The organism is uncultured Gilliamella sp. (genome assembly GCA_945271295.1).
Lineage (GTDB): Bacteria > Pseudomonadota > Gammaproteobacteria > Enterobacterales > Orbaceae > Gilliamella.
On record CALYPG010000001.1, the window covers coordinates 204,513 to 223,490 of the forward strand.

Genomic DNA, 18,978 nt, shown 5'->3' on the forward strand with positions numbered 1-18,978 from the left:
AAAAGTAAAAAACACATCTTTAACACATAAATATTTATAAATTAATATTATCAATCGGTTAAAGTTAGATAATTTAATCCCAAAGGGAGATAGAACAACTTATACAACCCAATTCAAGCTGTGAACTAAATCTCACGTAATATGATTTACCATCAAAATAAGAAATTGTTATTTATCATGGTATTGAATAAGTTAAACCCGGACATGATTAACTTGCCGCAAATAAGTTGTTGTTAATTAATTCTAGGCTAAATTGACATCAGCCTTGCTGTACAAGAAAAGTAAGCACAGTAAAACTGTTGTCAAAATTGAACCATTTTATTTGAAACAGAATAATAATTTGAATGTAGGATACATTTTATACTTAAACGTATGCTTGACCTGAAACTTTTTAACATCATTTTTTGCTTAACTTGCTATCTAATCTAAACGGTTAAAGTTTGCTAGATAGAATCACTACAATTTATTGTTATCAACATCGAACATCATTGATAGTATTTTAAATATAAATAACATGATTTAGTAAGCAGGTAAGGACAGGTCATCTAACTGTTTAATTAAAAATAATAATTGGCTTACCTCATCTTGTTCTTTGAGTACTTCTTCAAAATAAGGATGCAAAGCAAACCCTTGAGGTAAATCAGCTTTCGCATCAATTAATGCACGCATACGCGGAATAAAAATCCATTGTAACCACTCATGTCCCTCCATGGTATCAATGGCAAAGGGTTCTTGACTTAAAAAGGCATCGGCTTTAGGGGGAGTCATTTGCCATAACTTGATTTTATGCATTTCATCTTCAATTTGATTTAGTTGATTAGCAATTAATTCAATTTGTTTTTTTTGTGAGATCAATTTACGATAATATTGCCAATTAAAATAAGGACCTGGATCGGTCTTACGATTTGGGGCAATATCACTATGCCCAGTAATATCATTAATAGGATAATGTTGTTGCAACATTACCGTTATCGTAGCTAATTGTTGATATTGTTGCTCAGTGAAAGCATCGGTATCGCAACCTTCTAACTCTATACCAATAGAAAAATCATTACAATTTTCCTGCCCATTAAATTGAGATTTTCCGGCATGCCAAGCTCGTTTATCAAAAGGTACAAATTGAATTATTTCCCCATCACGGCGAATAAAAAGATGACTGGATACTTGTAGTTGATAAATAGAAGCAAAATAGGGATGAGCCTTAGGATCGAGTTTTCCGGTAAAGAGTTGTTCAACATAAGGACCACCATATTGATTGGGCGGTAAACTAATGTTATGAATCACTAATAACCTAATTGATTGGCCTTGTGGACGCTCATTATAAAAAGGTGAAATCACCTGTTTTACATTTTGTAACCAACCATTAACGATGTTAAACGACATCTTGACTCCAATTATTTTGTGCAATTTGTTAATTCGATCTGTTTATATTTGTAATATATCTCACAATTATCGACAAACGAAAGTGAATTACTAATAGATTTTTATAACTCATCTTCCAATTGTTAGCGCTAATATTATTTCATTTTTTGCTATTGCTATAAAGTCATCTGTATTACACCACCTTATCTATTTATCGAGAAAATATATGACTAATCAATCAGGATTTACCTTATTTGAACTTATGATAGCCATTATTGTAATTGCAATTTTAACCGCTATTGGCTTACCCGCCTATCAAGGATATGTTAAAAAAGCAGCTATGACTGATATGTTACAAACCATGACTTCTTATAAAACCGCTATCGAAATTTGTGCTATTGAACAAGGTGCACTTACTCATTGCAATAATGGTAGTAATGGTGTACCCACGTCCAAATCGACTAACTATGTCACTTCGGTTACGGTAAACAGTGGTGTAATCACTTTAGTTGGCCGTAATGCGTTAGGCGGATTAACCACCACTTTAACCCCAGCATTCAATGCTACTTATGGTAATTTAGATTGGAGCCGTACCTGTGTAACATCACCCGTGGATGCCAGCTTGACAAGTGCTTGTGAAGATATTTTCAAATTTTAATTAAATGATATTGAATAAAGTGAGATCAATTTATGCAAGAAGATCAATTGGTTGATAGTATTGATAAGTTATTACTTGATGCATTAGTAAAACGTGCTTCAGACATTCATTTTGAACCTTACCAACATAGTTATCGAATTCGTATGCGAATTGATGGTGTTTTACAAGATATGCTTTCACCATCGCTTGTTCTAGCCAAACAAATTGCTGCCCGGCTAAAAATTATGGCGAAGTTAAATATTGCAGAACAACGATTGCCCCAAGATGGTCAATTAGTCATTGATCAGTATGCGATGCGGATTGCAACCTTACCCGTACTTAATGGTGAAAAAATTGTCTTGAGAGTTATGGATAATCATCAAAATCAACGTGCTATTACAGATTTAGGATTAAGCGAACAACATTTGACTATTTTTCAACAAATCCTACATAATCCACAAGGTTTGATTTTAGTCACTGGGCCAACCGGTAGTGGTAAAACCATTACTTTATACAGTGGATTAAAAATACTCAATCAAACTGATCGTAATATTTGTAGTGTAGAAGATCCCATTGAAATCCCCTTAGAAGGTATCAATCAAACACCTGTTAATCTAAAAGCTGGGTTAACCTTTGCAGTCATTTTGCGTGCTTTATTAAGACAAGATCCAGATGTAATGATGATCGGCGAGATTCGAGATAAAGAAACCGCCGAGATTGCTATTCAGGCAGCACAAACTGGACATTTAGTCTTATCTACATTACATACTAATTCAAGTATTGAAGCAATCACTCGATTAAATCAGATGGGCATTGAAAATTACTTGTTAGCTTCGAGTTTAAAATTAGTTATAGCTCAGCGTCTGGTTCGTAAACTATGCCCTCATTGTAAAGTTGTAGCAAGTGAACTGATTCAATTTGAAAATGAGATGATACCGCATTTTATTGCTAAGGGTTGCGATCACTGTATTGGTGGTTATCAAGGTAGAGTCGGTTTGTACGAATTTTTAGTTATTACCCCTACCATTCAACAGCAAATAGCCAACCATCAAACTATTACTCCTACTGAGATGATTTCATTAAAAAGTGCCGGATTACATTTAGTCAAACAAGGCATGACGTCGCTAGCAGAATTACAACGTGTTTTGGGTGATTTACTATGAGGCGAATCTATGTTTGGTATGACGCTAACTTTAAACAACATAAACTGATAGCCAATTCATTAAAAGATGTTAAAAGGCAGTTATTATTACAAGGTCATATTGCTGTCAGAATCAAGGTTGGCAAGCGTATAAGTGCTCATAGTTTTAATCATTCAGAATTGTTAATTGTCACTCGGCAATTAGCTACCATGCTAAAAGCTGGGTTATCGATTGTTGATAGTTTACAGTTACTAGCTAATGAACATCCTAAACCTCACTGGCAATATCTGCTAGCTGACATTGAACGTCAAATCAGTACTGGTGAGTCATTATCGCAAGTGTTATTGCAATATAAAACTTTTTTTCCAATGCTTTATTGTGAGATCATTGCTACTGGCGAACTAACAGGTCAACTTGATGTTAGTTTTGAACAATTAGCAACACAACTTGAAAAATCAATTCAACTGCATAAACGGATCAAAAAAGCACTACGCTATCCGATATTTTTGTTATCGGTTTCCATTATCGTTATGTTGATAATGTTGTTATTTGTCTTACCACGATTTTCTGATATATACCAAAATTTCGATGCAAATTTGCCTTTTTATACCCAATGTCTTATCGATTTTTCCGATTATTTACAAAAAAATTGGTTAGTACTATCAATCATTTGTTTTTTGGGTTTGCAAATTTATCAACGTTATTTAAAATTACGTTATCAAAGCAAAATTGATGCTTGGATGATAAAACTCCCCCTTTTTGGCAAAATTATTCAAACCAATTGCTTAACTCAAATTTTTCAAACCTTAGCTATTACGCAACAAGCCGGAATCCCCTTACTTGCAGGGCTAACTGCTGCGGCTAATACAGCTTACAATAGTCATTATCGTACTTATATTAATCAAATGATGACCAAAATTGAACAAGGTCATAGCTTTAGCCATGTTTTAAATCAACAAACGTTATTCCCGACTTTATGTCATCAATTGATCCGGGTAGGTGAAGAATCCGGCACATTAGATCTTATGCTAAATAGACTAGCTAATTATTATCAAGATCAAAACCAAGTATTAACCGATAATTTATCTCAGGCATTTGAGCCAATATTAATGCTGATATTAGCTTTAATTATTGGTGGGTTAATTGTGGCTATGTACCTACCTATCTTGCAACTTGGTGAGGTGATTCATTAATGCTTATGGTGATTGGTTGCTTGGGTTTTTGTGTTGGTAGTTTTATTCATGTTGCCTATTGCCGTTTTTCTCCTTCACAAACACCTTTGCAGTATTTGTTTGCGATCACAATTAAGCGTTCTGCTTGTCCACAATGTCAAACTAAGCTAACGGCCTGGCAATTAATACCGGTTATCTCTTGGTTGATTTTAAAAAGAAGATGTTATGTTTGCCAACAACAGATTGCTTCTCGGTATATTGTGCTGGAATTACTAATGGGTCTATTATTTATGCTAATTGTGATGACTAAAGGTATCAACAATCATAGTTTGATTTTGATGACACTGGCAAGTTACTTTGTACTTTTAGCTTTAATTGATTTTAATTACTATTTACTTCCTGATTTTTTAACACAACCATTAATGTGGTTAGGATTGATATGTGCCTATTTTGAATTGTCCGACATTACCATTAAGTCAGCATTAACCAGTATTTTGTTCAGTTACCTTTTACTAAAAATCCCAGCAACAGTATTTTACTTTATTACTCAAAAGCATGGTTTAGGTCAAGGTGATGTAAAATTATTCGCCGCAATCGGGGCTTGGCTTCCTTATGAATGGTTACCATTTGTATTGGTATTAGCTTCATCAATTGGCATTTTTTATTATCTGTGTTTAAAGTATGCGTTAAAACAAAAATGGTTAACAGTGATTCCTTTTGGTCCTTGCTTATTAATTTCTGGATTTTTAATTGATTATTTGGTTTAACAGATCTTAGCTGGCATATTATGTGCCGATCTACAATAGCACCTGGCTAACCAATAGCCGGAAGCATTCTATAAATGTGTTATATAACTAAATCAACTAATAATTGTAAAAATAGTTATTTTTATCCAAGCAAAAATAGCGCTATAGTTAGTACTGATATTGTTAGTAATTTAAAATTAAGTAATAAACCAAGGAATTAATAATGAAAACGACTATTGCCGCCCTTAAAGAAGAAATGATAGCTTGGCGTCATCATATTCATGCTCACCCAGAAACAGCTTTTGAAGAAAAAAACACTACCCAATTTATTATTGAAAAACTGCAATCATTTGGTATCACCGAATTGTACACTGAGTTTGCTCCAACAGGCGTTGTTGGTATTATTAAGGGTAATAAAGAGGGGCGGTGGATAGCATTACGAGCAGATATCGATGCTTTAGATATTTTAGAAGAAAATAAAATGGATTATCGTTCAACGGTTGATGGCAAAATGCATGCCTGCGGTCATGACGGTCATACGGCGATGTTATTAGGCACTGCCAAATATCTAGCTAAACATCGTGATTTTGCTGGAACCGTGGTGGTTATTTTTCAGCCAGCAGAAGAAAACGAAGGTGGTGCGCGTGTCATGGTGGAAAATGGATTGTTTGATCGATTCCCGATTGAAGCTGTATATGGCATTCATAATCAACCAAATATGAAACTTAACCATTTTTATATCACCCATGGTCCTATCATGGCTTCGTATGATGTATTTGATATTAAAATCACTGGCGTTGGTGCACACGCTGCTGCTCCTCATTTAGGTAAAGATACTATTTTAACAGCTACACAAATTGTTAATGGTTTACAAAGTATTGTTAGCCGTAATGCCGATCCGCTGAGTTCATTGGTGGTTAGTGTAACTCAAATTCATAGTGGTGATACTTGGAATGTGTTACCGCAACAAGCGGTTATTCGTGGCACAGTAAGAACATTTAATGCGCAAGTTCAAGATATGGCTGAAACACGAATTAAACAGATCGCAACAGGTATTGCCTCAACATTTGCAGCCAAAGCAGAAATTGACTATCAACGTCGTTATCCGGCAACAATAAACTATGCCGAGCAAGCAGATATAGCAATTAAAGCCGCCCAAACTGTAGTAGGGCAACAACAATTAATTATCGATCCATTACCATCAATGGGGGCGGAAGATTTTGCCTTTATGTTGCAAAAAATTCCTGGTGTTTACGTTTGGTTAGGTGCGGGTGAAGGGGCTAATTTACATAATCCTAAATATAATTTTAATGATGAAGTATTAACTACAGGTGTTGAATATTTTGTTGCCATAGTTAATCAAGAACTAGGGCACTAAGTTCAAAAGCATAAACTATCCCAAAAGACTTCTTTGCTGGGTGCAAGCTAAACCATTAATTTGTTAATAGGTTAATTAATATAAGTTTAGCTTCGAATTATTTTGGTTACGATTATTAATTAGCAAAATTATATTTTGCTAACTACTAATTGTAACGGAATAATAATCAACATTAGCTTTTAATAAAAAGTTAATTGACTTTGAGTTTGACCTTTTATTCTAAATTGTGACTTTATGTCAATGTCATTATTGAGTACAACTTGTACATAAATATTATTATCGTTGAGTTTCAATGCCGCTAACACTTGACCACTTTCACGCCAGTTGCCATCAATTTGATACTCAAGATTATCACCAATAATAGGTAGTACTTCACTTTTACCCGCTAGTAGATAAAGTCCACGTTTATTTGCTCCACGAAATTGCGCCCGAGCAACCATTTCTTGTCCACAATAACAGCCTTTATCAAAGCTGATAGCATCAAAATGCTGTAAATTACAGGCTTGTGGTAACAAGCTTTCCATATTTTCAGCATCGATAATGGCATAGCCCGCTTCTAAATCTAACTGTAACCAGTTACTACATGGTAATAAATTATCACTTAATGGTTGAGGGGTAATAACGATAATACGTACTTCAGGTAAGGGTAATTTGATATAAGTATTATAATTGCTTGTAAAACAATTTTTATCAGCTAATTGAGCAAGAATTTCACTTGGAATGCTATCACCAACTAATCCAAAAATATTGAGATCTGTAATCGCTTCAATGGTGACTTTAGAAAAAATAGCATATTTTTTTAATGCTGCGATTTGTTTCTCAACAACACTTTTACGGACAATATAGTAAATATCTTGCTCACGTTGAAATAATAATAAATTAGTCCACATCTTACCTTTCGCATCACAATGAGCAGCAATTAGCGCAGAATGTTCAGAAAGATTGTTCATGTTAACGGTGACTTGTCCTTGCAAGTATTTATGGTTATCCTCACCTGATACTTTTACTAACTGCCAATCAGCAAGAGAAATCGGTTTAAAAGAGATGTGGCTCATCATAACTCCTGTTTCGAAATGATTGTATTCTAGTTCAATTGATAAGTTACATTAAATGCTTTTGAGTGTATATAAAATTAGTAAAAATAACAATAAAATCAATAAATAATATTTTTATCCAAAAAAACAATATTTTATTGAAATTTAAGAAAGATATTTTTTTTGATGTGATTAAGTAATTTATCACTGGCATTATTGACTTTGTTGAGTTTGTCTAATAAGTTAAACGAAAATAAATTTCTATATTATCTAAACGTAACATTGGAGGCTACAACCATGGCAAAACTGTCAGGTGCGGAGATGGTTATTCAATCTTTGATTGACCAAGGAGTAAAACAGATATTTGGTTACCCAGGTGGGAGCGTGCTAGATATTTATGATGCCATTCATACCCTTGGTGGTATTGAACATATTTTAGTCCGCCACGAACAAGCCGCAGTACACATGGCAGATGGTTATGCTAGGGCAACAGGAAATGTTGGAGTGGTATTAGTCACTTCTGGCCCCGGTGCCACAAATACCATTACTGGCATTGCAACTGCTTATATGGATTCTGTACCTCTGATTGTCCTATCTGGACAAGTTGCCAGTAATTTAATTGGGAATGACGCTTTTCAGGAATGTGATATGGTTGGGATCTCTCGTCCAATTGTTAAACATAGTTTTTTGATTAAAGAGAGTAAAGATATACCAGAAATCATTAAAAAAGCCTTTTATATTGCCTCGACTGGCAGGCCTGGACCGGTAGTTATTGATTTACCGAAAGACATTGTTAATCCCGCCAATAAATATAATTATCACTATCCAAAATCAGTTTCGATGCGTTCTTATAATCCAACTATTCAAGGTCATAAAGGTCAAATTAAAAAAGCTTTAACTACGTTATTAGCGGCTAAAAAACCGGTACTTTTTATCGGTGGTGGCGTAATAGCTGCTCAGGCAAGTGATGAAATTAAACAATTAACCGAAAAACTAAATTTACCGGTTGTTTCTACCTTAATGGGGATTAGTGCTTTCCCTGGTACTAATAAACACTATTTAGGTATGATAGGGATGCATGGTGTCTATGAAGCAAATATGTCAATGCATAATGCCGATGTGATTTTGGCTATTGGCGCGCGTTTTGATGATAGGACAACAAATAATGTTGAAAAATATTGTCCTAAAGCGAAAATCATCCATGTTGATATCGATCCTACCTCTATTTCAAAAACCATTTCCGCAGCGATTCCAGTTGTTGGTGATGCGAAAGTGGTGGTACAAACCATGTTATCTCAATTTGGTGAAGTCACTGTGGATCGTGATTTGGATGCCTTGGTCGATTGGTGGAAGCAAATTGAACATTGGCGTGCCCGTCAATGCCTCGCTTATAGTCATGAAGGTGAAAGTATAAAACCTCAAGAAGCGATAGAAGTACTATACAAATTGACCAAAGGAGAGGCGTTTGTAACAACTGATGTTGGTCAACATCAAATGTTTACGGCACTTTATTACCCTTTTGATAAACCTCGTCACTTTATAACTTCGGGTGGATTAGGTACCATGGGATTTGGCTTCCCTGCTGCATTAGGTGTTAAGCTAGCCTTTCCTAACAAGCGTGTAGTTTGCGTCACCGGAGATGGCAGTATTCAAATGAATATTCAAGAATTGTCAACCGCATTACAATATGGCTTACCAGTATTAATTCTCAATCTTAATAATCGGTTTTTAGGTATGGTTAAGCAATGGCAAGATATGATTTATGCAGGTAGGCATTCGTGTTCTTATATGGAATCATTACCAGATTTTGCCAAAATAGCTGAAGCTTATGGTCATGTTGGTATGGTTATCGCTAAGCGAGAAGAACTTGAAACTAAACTTAAACAAGCATTATCAATTAAAGATCGTCTGGTTTTTGTGGATGTGATGACTGATGCAACAGAACATGTTTATCCAATGCAAGTTCGTGGCGGATCAATGAGTGAAATGTGGCTAAGTAAAACGGAGAGAACCTAATGCGTTATATATTATCAATTTTAACCGAAAATGAACCGGGTGCTTTATCTCGAATTATTGGCTTATTTTCACAGCGTGGTTTTAATATTGAAACCATAACCACTGCACAAACAGAAGATCCAACCATGCACCGTATGACTATTCAGACAACTGGCGATGAGCATGTACTTGAGCAAATCCAAAAACAGTTGCATAAATTAGTGAATGTTTATCGGGTTCATGATTTAACCGAAGGTCCGCATGTAGAGCGCGAAATTATGTTAGTCAAAGTTGCAGCTAAAAGTTCTGATGCCCGTGATGAAGTTAAACGATGTGCAGATATTTTTAGAGGTTCAATTGTCGATGTTACCGCATCACAATATATTATACAGTTATCAGGAACCAGCGAAAAACTTGATTCATTTTTATCATCTATACGAGAAACTTGTAATATTGTTGAAATAGTTCGTTCAGGTATTATTGGTCTATCGCGTAGCGAAAAAACAGTGAAATAGTTATTGCTAAGATTTGATTATAACTTTGATTATAGCAAGGCGCATCAAGTGCCTTGTTAATAAATGGTTATTTTTACTGCTATAATGTTGCAATCTTCAATGCGTTTATTATGAGTATTACATGGCAAAAATGATGTAATAATATTATCAATCAAAAAGGCATTTAATGTGTTTTTTATAAAGAATCATTGCTAAATCGGATGATTCATTCATATTATTAACTAACTGTATTAAAATCCTTTGTTTATTGTCACCCTTATTTTTAATTAAAATTTACACTTAGTATTTGAATTTAAGTATCACTAGCATTGATAAATAATAAAAATATAGCGATAATTCAACCTAGTGTCGATAATAACAGCATAGTTAGGTATAATTGATTAAATAAGGTGTGAACAAAGGTTAAATAGAATTTGTCAACCAACAGGCACTAAGCATGGTTGTTTAAATTAGTATAATAAGTAATAAAGTAGATATATAAGGAAATAAGGGAGTAACATGGATTTATATTTGATCTTTAAAATTGGTCTATTAGGCTTTGCATTATTGTCTTGGATTGGTTACAAATATGATCGGAGTAAGAATAAACAGAACTTAAATGAACTCATTGATAGTCATATTCCAACAAGGGAATTAAGCACCGATGAGATTTTACTTTTAGAACCTTATTTAAATAAAACATTACCAGTATTTCCCTATAAACATCAATCTTCGTTAGTTAATATCAATGTATCTGAAATAATAGGAACTTGTATTCGCCATAGTTTACATACTAATTCTAATGAGACATCTTATTACTATGAAATCAATGGAATAGAAGTATTTTTTCCCTATAAAATGGAACGCTATCTTGAAGAAACGAACGTCATAGAGGTTGTGTTTACAGAGAGTTATGCGTTTATTGTCAAAATTAATGGTTATGATTTGCAAACCGCGGTAGCTGGTATTGAAGAAGAAGAACAAATTGAGGAAGAATGGCAAACAGGTCGCTCAAACTCTTATACCAATATAGCAGATGAAGAAGATGATGATATTTCTGATGCATCACAACCATCTGAAAAATATAAAAAACGCGATTATGAAATTATTGAGCAGCGAGAAGAAACACCATTAGAATCTGCGATTAGAACTAAACATAATACGGGTTGGCTTACTGCGCTGTTTTTGGTATTAGCTGCAATATTTTTTGTTAGCTATTGGTCTTTTGGGGAACCCAAAATAATCATTTTTATTATTATTTCTCTACTTTTGGCCTTGTTTTGTTATTGGCGTAGACCAAAATCAAAAATATGTAAAGTAAATCGCGTGCTGGGCAACATTGACGCTAATAATCCAGTGGAACGTAAAGTTGTAGTAGGTAATACGCTGCTTTTCAAATATCCTGACCATTGGCAGTCATTTCTGCCGGAAAATACCACAGCAAATGTTGAAATGGATGTTTCCGTGGATGATAACAAACTCCTGCGTTATGGTTATACATTATCAATTGGTCGAGAAATAGAACAGTTTGGTTCGCCAAAGTTTTTAAAACGTAATTTTTTACTATTTCTCACTGGACTTATTATATCTGGTATAGTCCTTTATGTGTCTAATGTGAAAGATAATGCATTATTCACTTATCGAATCGTCAATAACACAGCCAATATCATCAATATTGACGATACAACTTCGTTAAAAAATATCTCATTGCAAAAAGGTGATTTAGTTAATATACAACTAAGTGGTGCATCATGCGATGTTACAAGCTCAGCAGAATATAATAAATGCCAAAAAATCATTATTAACACTCAACCAACCACAGATCCAAATTATAGTTTGAAGGCAATACCAAATTGGGTAATTAATCTATTTGATGATAATTTGATTAAAACTAAACGCGATAAGTCTGTTGAGCGTGCTGAACTCCATTTACGATTAGAGATGGAATTACTCAATCAATTATATAAAAATCAATCTTATTACTCTTCTTATAGTAAAGATGTTAAATTAACTAAATTATTAAATGTTGGGTATTTAATTTCTGTTGTCAATGAAAGTTGTGAGTTAGTAGATCTATCAGATTGTAGATCGGTTAAAAATACCTTATTGGAATTGATAGTACCAGAAAATAAACCTTTTGAAAATTGGTCTGATTTGGTTGAATTTGGCAATAAAAGGCAAGATTATGAAGAGATAATTACTGAACAAGATAATCTTAATTTATATTTCGCAATTAAAAGAATGAGTACTGGATTGTTAACCAAACAAATTGATTTAATCAAGTCTGATGTCAAAAATTATCAAAACAATGAATCGCGTTTTAGTTTAACCTTAGCCGATAACCAATATACCGAAATAGCAATGCTAAATAATGATATTAATTATAAAAATGAAGCAGTATTACCATTAATTCATTATTACAATACATTATTTGGTATTGGTGGAAAAACTAATATTACTGGCTTGGTGACCGGAATTGATTATCATGATGATAATTCGATTGCAAATTTATCTGTAAATATTGATCCTCATTATAGTCTGGCTAAAGACGAATTAACGTCATTTACTTCCCCTATAATAATTAATGTTGTGTTTTTTGCAATTATTGCATCAATTACTTTATGGAATGGATTGATGTTCTTTCTGAAACTAATAGCTAATCGCCGTAGGTATAAAAAGATTATTAGTAATTATGCCAACCAGATAATATAAGCTTGATTTTGAGGTAACTATTGCTATTAAATTTAGCTGGCTAGCAAATAAAGTCAAACATGAATTATGCTAGCCAGCGTTATTCAAACATTGGTTAAAGTTAATTATTCAATTGAGAGATAAGTGGGTTTCTGTTATACTATTTTACCGTCTGATTCTTCGAATATTGTGTTGTTTTTCTGATTAAAAAGCAACGCAATGTGATTCTAATAAATTAATAAATGGTCTGGTATTAATGGTCACAAATTATATCTTTGTTACAGGCGGTGTCGTTTCTTCTTTAGGTAAAGGCATTGCCGCAGCATCGTTAGCTGCAATTTTGGAAGCCCGCAATTTAAAAGTTACCATGTTAAAACTTGATCCCTATATTAATGTCGATCCGGGGACGATGAGTCCTATCCAACATGGTGAAGTTTTTGTAACGGAAGATGGCGCAGAAACTGATCTTGATTTAGGTCATTATGAGCGTTTTATTCGAACCAAAATGACTCGCAAAAACAACTTCACAACTGGCCGTATTTATTCCGATGTGTTACGTAAAGAGCGTCGTGGTGACTATTTAGGGGCAACAGTACAAGTTATTCCCCATATTACTAACGCAATCAAATCTCGCGTCATTGATGGTGCCAAAGGCTTTGATGTTGCCATTATTGAAGTCGGTGGAACGGTAGGTGATATTGAGTCACTGCCATTTTTAGAAGCTATTCGTCAATTAGCGGTGGATGTCGGCCGTGAACATACCTTATTTATGCATTTAACCTTAGTTCCTTATTTGGCCTCATCGGGTGAAGTTAAAACTAAACCAACACAACATTCGGTTAAAGAGTTACTATCAATTGGTATTCAACCAGATGTATTAATTTGTCGTTCCGATCGTAACATTCCAGCCAATGAAAGAGCTAAAATTGCCTTATTTTGTAATGTACCGGAACGTGCAGTAATTTCTTTAAAAGATGTTGATTCAATCTATAAAATTCCGGCACTATTAAAATCACAAAACCTAGATACCTTTGTCTGCAATCGCTTCCATCTTGAATGTAATGAAGCTGATTTATCTGAGTGGGAACAAGTTATCTATGAAGAAGCCAACCCAGTTGGTGAAGTGACTATTGGAATGGTAGGTAAATATATTGCCTTACCTGATGCCTATAAATCAGTGAATGAAGCACTAAAACATGGTGGCTTAAAAAATCGTTTAACTGTGCATATTAAATATATTGATTCGGAAGATCTTGAATCACGAGGTACTGAACTACTGCAAGGCTTAGATGCAATTTTAGTGCCTGGTGGTTTTGGTTATCGAGGGGTTGAAGGCAAAATCATGGCTGCACGTTATGCTCGAGAAAACAAAATCCCATATTTAGGCATTTGTCTTGGCTTACAAGTCGCTATGATTGAATTTGCCCGTAACGTAGCAGGTATTAAAGATGCTAATTCAACCGAATTTGTTAAAGATTGTACAAGTCCTGTAATTGCTTTAATCACCGAATGGAGTGACGAGTCTGGTCAGGTCGTTCAGCGTAATGAAAATAGTGACCTTGGTGGCACCATGCGTTTAGGTTCGCAAATTTGTCATTTAGAGCCGAATTCCAAAGTGATTGACATGTATAAAAAAGAGTCAATTGCTGAGCGTCATCGTCATCGTTATGAAGTGAACAATAATTTATTACCAGAAATTGTTAAAGCGGGATTAAAAGTAACTGGGCTTTCAACCGACAGGAAATTGGTTGAGATTATTGAAAACCCAGATCATCCTTGGTTTGTTGCTTGTCAATTCCACCCAGAATTTACCTCAACACCGCGCGATGGACATCCGCTGTTTAGTAGTTTTGTTAAAGCTGCCAAGGATTATCAACAGCAGCAGCAAAAATAGTTTATATTTATATTATCTGTCATATAGAGGAAAATAACATGGCAAAAATCGTTAAAGTACATGGTCGTGAAGTAATCGACTCTCGTGGTAACCCAACTGTTGAAGCTGAAGTTCATTTGGAAGGTGGCTTTGTTGGTTTAGCAATCGTACCATCAGGTGCGTCAACAGGTTCACGTGAAGCATTAGAACTTCGCGATGGTGACAAATCTCGCTTTTTAGGTAAAGGCGTGTTAAAAGCAGTTGAAAATGTTAATGGACCAATTGCTAAAGCCGTTTTAGGTAAAGATGCCTTAGATCAAGCTGCAATTGACCAAATTATGCTTGATTTAGATGGTACTGACTTTAAGTCTAACTTAGGTGCTAACTCAATTCTTGCTGTATCTCTAGCTAATGCTAAAGCAGCTGCTGCCGCTAAAGGTGTGCCACTTTATCAACATATTGCTGATCTAAATGGTACTCCAGGTCAATACTCTATGCCATTACCGATGATGAACATCATCAATGGTGGTGAACATGCTGACAACAACATCGACTTACAAGAATTTATGATTCAACCAGTTGGAGCGAAAACTGTACGTGAAGCAATCCGTATTGGTTCTGAAGTATTCCACAACTTAGCTAAAGTATTACATGCTAAAGGCATGAACACTGCTGTTGGTGATGAAGGTGGTTTTGCGCCTAACTTAGGTTCAAATGCTGAAGCGCTTGCCTGCATTAAAGAAGCAGTAGAAAAAGCAGGTTATGTACTAGGTAAAGACATCACTTTAGCGATGGACTGTGCTGCTTCTGAATTCTATAACAAAGAAACAGGCAAATATGTGTTAAAAGGTGAAGGTAATAAAGAATTCACTGCTCAAGAATTTACTCATTATTTAGAAGGTTTAACTGAACAATATCCAATCGTGTCTATCGAAGATGGTTTAGATGAAAGCGATTGGGAAGGTTGGGCATACCAAACTAAAGCATTAGGTCACAAAATCCAATTAGTGGGTGACGATCTATTTGTTACTAATACCAAAATCTTCAAACAAGGTATTGAAAAAGGTATCGCTAACTCAATCTTAGTTAAAGTAAACCAAATCGGTACGTTAACTGAATCTATCGCCGCCGTTAAAATGGCGAAAGATGCTGGTTATACCGCAGTTATTTCTCACCGTTCTGGTGAAACTGAAGATTCAACTATTGCTGATTTAGCTGTTGGTTTAGCTGCAGGTCAAATTAAAACTGGTTCAATGAGCCGTTCAGACCGTATTGCTAAATACAACCAATTAATCCGTATTGAAGAAGCTTTAGGTTCAAAAGCACCATTTAATGGCTTAAAAGAAGTTAAAGGTCAATAATTATATTAACTAATAAAATAATTAGTTGATTGATAAAAAACGGTGAACAATTTCACCGTTTTTTTATTTTTTATTTAATCTTACCTTATATAAGTAAGGTTGCACTGGCTTATATTGTGTTGTACTCTTAATGCCTATTTTTATGACTCATCTTTAATTAAAAACTGTTGTTTATTAATTAAGTCAGCTTATAAATTTTTACAAACTAACTAACTCGATTTAATTTGATTTGCTTATGAATAATATTACCAATATGTCCCAGCCGAAAAGTAAATGGCAATTATTTAACTGGCTTTGTACAGGTAAACTTCCATTAAACGAATTATGGCTTAAAGCGACTTATCGATATAAATTTTTTTTCAGAACCCTATTTTTAAGTCCTATTACCCTTAAATTGCTGGATAAATTACGACAATATCCACTACTTGGCTACTATCTTGCGTGTCAAACCAATTTGCCATGTAAATTACAACGACCTTATTTATCATCTTGTTTGAGCCAGCAAGAACGTTTTGAGGCTTTAGCTTATCATTATGATTTTTTATCACAGCAACCAGATAGCATGTCCCAAGCATTTTATAATCCGGATGTTCCTTTTGTACTGGCTAATGTTGCGGTTAAAAACGAAGCAAACATTCAAATTGCTATTCAAGCCCGGAATAAGTTTGCCAGAGAAGGGGAAATCAGCCTCTATTTTTATGACAATGACGGTATTGACTTAGCCACATTAACTTTTACTATCACACAATACCAACAACAATCGACCTTATTTATTGCCGGATTACAAGGGACTGGGCACCAAGACGCTCGAGCTCGAGTGCAAAAAGCAACAAAGGATTGTTATGGGCTTTTTCCTAAACGAGTGGCATTAGAGGCAGCACTAACGGTGGCGCGTTATTTTAAATTAACGCAAATTGTGGCAGTGGGTAACAACACCCATGTTTATAATAACTGGCGCTACAATAGCCGCCAAGAACGAATTCTATCTGATTATGATGATTTTTGGTTAACTATTGATGGTAAACCAGATGCCAAAGGCTTATTTGTTTTGCCTAATGAAATTCATCGTAAATCAATAGAAGAAATTGCCAGTAAAAAACGCTCAGAATATCGCAATCGTTATGCTTTACTCGATCAATTAGCGATTAATATTGAAACACAATTAGCAACATTAAAATAAAATACATGAACATATAGATATTGACTGTTTGTAAAGTCTGGTATTTATTGGTAAAGCGTTATCACCAACCTCATTTTTAAATTATTTTATAAAAATAAATGTGATGTAAAAAAAGGAATAAAGTATGTACTACGGTATTTTAATTGCGCTGGTTCCTCTATCTTTAGGTTACTTAATTAAACTCAAAGATAAAAAATGGCTAGCCAAAATTAACCAAATCCTAAGTTGGATGGTCTATTTTATTCTCTTTATCATGGGAACCGAACTAGCCCATTTAGATAATCTCAGTGCCAACTTACAAACTATATTGTTTTATACTGTCGTTATTTTTATTTGTACATTCGGTGGTAATTTTATATTTTTAATGTTGTTTGATCTGTTTTTACCGTGGAAAACCACTCATACCAATCAAACTTTTGAATCACGCTTTAAAATGATCCTCGAATCATTGCGCGTTTGTATTGCGTTAGTACTAGGATTTATTGTTGGACTTTTCCCACTATTTATATGGCAATATACCGAAAACATTATTCAAGTTGTCTTAGTATTTTTATTATTGTTAATTGGAATACAACTCCGCGGTAACAACATTTCACTTAAGCAAATTCTACTTAACAAAGTCGGAATAGCCACCACTATTATCGTTACTTTCAGTACTTTTCTAGGTGGCATTATTGCCGCATTAATATTAGAACAACCCCTCCGGGTTGGGCTGGGAATGTCATCTGGATTTGGTTGGTATTCATTATCAGGAATATTAATGACCGAAGCGCATGGACCAATTATAGGTAGTGCCACATTTTTAAATGATATTTTACGTGAATTATTGGCAATAATCTTGATTCCTAGCTTAATCAAGCGTTACAAACTCACAGCACTTGGTTTATGTGGTGCCACCTCTATGGATTTTACCTTACCAATGTTGCAAAAAGGTGCGGGTATAACTATTGTGCCCGCAGCTATTGTACAAGGCTTTTTACTGACAATATTAATGCCAATTGTGATGACTTTGTTTAATTATGGTATGCGATAGATGGATGGTGTAATAACCACTTATCATCTTATTTCTTATCTTCAATATCTTGATTAGGTGATGTTAATTAGATCAATTAAATTCTTAGTTTTTATGTGAACATTCACAATATCATTCGAACTATTTTATAGCTAATGTTACCTAAAGTTGGGTAATAAAATTTTTAAAAACTCTAATCAATATTTGCCTATTTAATAAACTTTGTTTATATTTAGACCTTTCCAAATTATTCTATATAGAAACAATTGGAAAATATCACTTTAAAATAATATGTCGGTTAATTCATTGAGTTATGTTTTTTTTATTTATCCGGCTGTTGTTTTTGCAAAAAAATAATTGAGAATAATTTTAAATAACAAGGAAAAAGGAATGAAGAAGTTTCTATTAATTAGCTTTATTGGTATTGCTTTAGTTGGATGTGCTGAAGAAGAAAAAGAAAAAAAGGTTACCAATGAAATGCTGGTTGGAGAGTGGAAATGTGATTCTAGTGAATTTCAAGCTGGTTGGAAAGATGGTCATTTTCAAGATTATAGTGCTCCAAAAGTTATCCATCAGAAAGTTAAATATTTTATGAATAATGATGCATTCATGGTTATTTTTGATGAGAATAGACCCCTTCCATTTGATTTAGAAAAAATTCTAAAGGCTAATAATCAAGAACTAAAAAATGACAAAGTTAAAATAAAAACCACTACTGAGTTTAATTATGTTAATGATGATGAATATAACTTCAAACAAATAAGAGAGTTATCTTTAGTCAATGCAACAGAGAAAGAACAAATTGATAATAATCACAAACAGGAAATTAATTTAGCTTGTACTAGAGTCAAAGTAAATTAACAGTACATTTTTCAAATGGTTTAGCAATTAAATTTTTAAT

General features: G+C 34.1%; 15 protein-coding genes and 1 pseudogene. 13 read left to right on the forward strand and 3 right to left on the reverse strand.

Annotation, left to right across the window (positions count from 1 at the left end; all coding sequences use genetic code 11):
- Positions 1–519 precede the first annotated feature (519 nt).
- Positions 520–855 carry a YqcC family protein gene (locus tag Q0K76_RS12970; RefSeq protein ID WP_363322360.1) on the reverse strand — a complete coding sequence of 112 codons (336 nt, stop codon included), beginning with the start codon at positions 853–855 and terminating at the stop codon, positions 520–522.
- Positions 838–1,383, reverse strand: a pseudogene (gene ampD, locus Q0K76_RS12975) (1,6-anhydro-N-acetylmuramyl-L-alanine amidase AmpD); the annotation flags it as partial. The gene Q0K76_RS12970 and the pseudogene ampD, both read right to left, overlap by 18 nt.
- Positions 1,384–1,588: 205 nt before the next feature.
- On the opposite strand from ampD, the gene ppdD reads away from it, so the two are divergent.
- The 5 genes from ppdD (at position 1,589) to Q0K76_RS01035 (ending at position 6,437) form a co-directional block, all read left to right on the forward strand.
- On the forward strand, positions 1,589–2,020 hold the full coding sequence (gene ppdD / locus Q0K76_RS01015; RefSeq protein WP_294609886.1) for a prepilin peptidase-dependent pilin: 432 nt from the start codon (positions 1,589–1,591) through the stop codon (positions 2,018–2,020).
- 32 nt (positions 2,021–2,052) lie between these two features.
- Positions 2,053–3,162, forward strand: coding sequence for an ATPase, T2SS/T4P/T4SS family (locus tag Q0K76_RS01020; protein ID WP_294609889.1), 1,110 nt, complete (start codon positions 2,053–2,055; stop codon positions 3,160–3,162).
- Complete coding sequence (gene hofC / locus Q0K76_RS01025; protein ID WP_294609892.1) at positions 3,159–4,334, forward strand: protein transport protein HofC; 1,176 nt, start codon at positions 3,159–3,161, stop codon at positions 4,332–4,334. The genes Q0K76_RS01020 and hofC overlap by 4 nt, the downstream gene beginning before the upstream one ends.
- A complete protein-coding gene (locus Q0K76_RS01030; RefSeq protein WP_294609895.1) occupies positions 4,334–5,080 on the forward strand; it encodes an A24 family peptidase in 747 nt (248 codons plus the stop codon). Before hofC ends, Q0K76_RS01030 begins: the two co-directional genes overlap by 1 nt.
- A 202-nt stretch (positions 5,081–5,282) precedes the next feature.
- Positions 5,283–6,437 carry a M20 aminoacylase family protein gene (locus Q0K76_RS01035; protein ID WP_294609898.1) on the forward strand — a complete coding sequence of 385 codons (1,155 nt, stop codon included), beginning with the start codon at positions 5,283–5,285 and terminating at the stop codon, positions 6,435–6,437.
- Between the two features lie 179 nt (positions 6,438–6,616).
- On the opposite strand, the gene ygfZ is transcribed toward Q0K76_RS01035, so the two are convergent.
- Positions 6,617–7,492: a tRNA-modifying protein YgfZ gene (ygfZ, locus tag Q0K76_RS01040; RefSeq protein WP_294609903.1), complete on the reverse strand. Its 876-nt coding sequence runs from the start codon at positions 7,490–7,492 to the stop codon at positions 6,617–6,619.
- A 276-nt stretch (positions 7,493–7,768) separates the two neighbouring features.
- On the opposite strand from ygfZ, the gene ilvI reads away from it, so the two are divergent.
- From ilvI to Q0K76_RS01080, 8 genes are all read left to right on the forward strand, one after another.
- Complete coding sequence (ilvI, locus tag Q0K76_RS01045) at positions 7,769–9,487, forward strand: acetolactate synthase 3 large subunit (protein ID WP_294609906.1); 1,719 nt, start codon at positions 7,769–7,771, stop codon at positions 9,485–9,487.
- Positions 9,487–9,981 carry an acetolactate synthase small subunit gene (gene ilvN / locus Q0K76_RS01050; protein ID WP_294609909.1) on the forward strand — a complete coding sequence of 165 codons (495 nt, stop codon included), beginning with the start codon at positions 9,487–9,489 and terminating at the stop codon, positions 9,979–9,981. The genes ilvI and ilvN overlap by 1 nt, the downstream gene beginning before the upstream one ends.
- 498 nt (positions 9,982–10,479) lie before the next feature.
- Complete coding sequence (locus Q0K76_RS01055; protein ID WP_294609912.1) at positions 10,480–12,672, forward strand: IgaA/UmoB family intracellular growth attenuator; 2,193 nt, start codon at positions 10,480–10,482, stop codon at positions 12,670–12,672.
- Positions 12,673–12,907: 235 nt separating this feature from the next.
- On the forward strand, positions 12,908–14,545 hold the full coding sequence (gene pyrG / locus Q0K76_RS01060) for a glutamine hydrolyzing CTP synthase (RefSeq protein WP_294609915.1): 1,638 nt from the start codon (positions 12,908–12,910) through the stop codon (positions 14,543–14,545).
- 38 nt (positions 14,546–14,583) lie between these two features.
- Positions 14,584–15,885, forward strand: coding sequence for a phosphopyruvate hydratase (gene eno / locus Q0K76_RS01065; RefSeq protein WP_294609918.1), 1,302 nt, complete (start codon positions 14,584–14,586; stop codon positions 15,883–15,885).
- A gap of 235 nt (positions 15,886–16,120) precedes the next feature.
- Positions 16,121–17,065, forward strand: coding sequence for a VirK/YbjX family protein (locus Q0K76_RS01070; RefSeq protein ID WP_294609921.1), 945 nt, complete (start codon positions 16,121–16,123; stop codon positions 17,063–17,065).
- 124 nt (positions 17,066–17,189) lie between these two features.
- Positions 17,190–18,098, forward strand: a complete 909-nt coding sequence (locus Q0K76_RS01075; protein WP_294609924.1) for a lysine exporter LysO family protein — start codon at positions 17,190–17,192, stop codon at positions 18,096–18,098.
- Between the two features lie 369 nt (positions 18,099–18,467).
- The gene (locus Q0K76_RS01080; RefSeq protein ID WP_294609927.1) at positions 18,468–18,938 is read left to right on the forward strand and encodes a hypothetical protein; all 471 of its coding nucleotides are present in this window, start codon (positions 18,468–18,470) and stop codon (positions 18,936–18,938) included.
- The last annotated feature ends 40 nt before the right edge of the window (positions 18,939–18,978 follow it).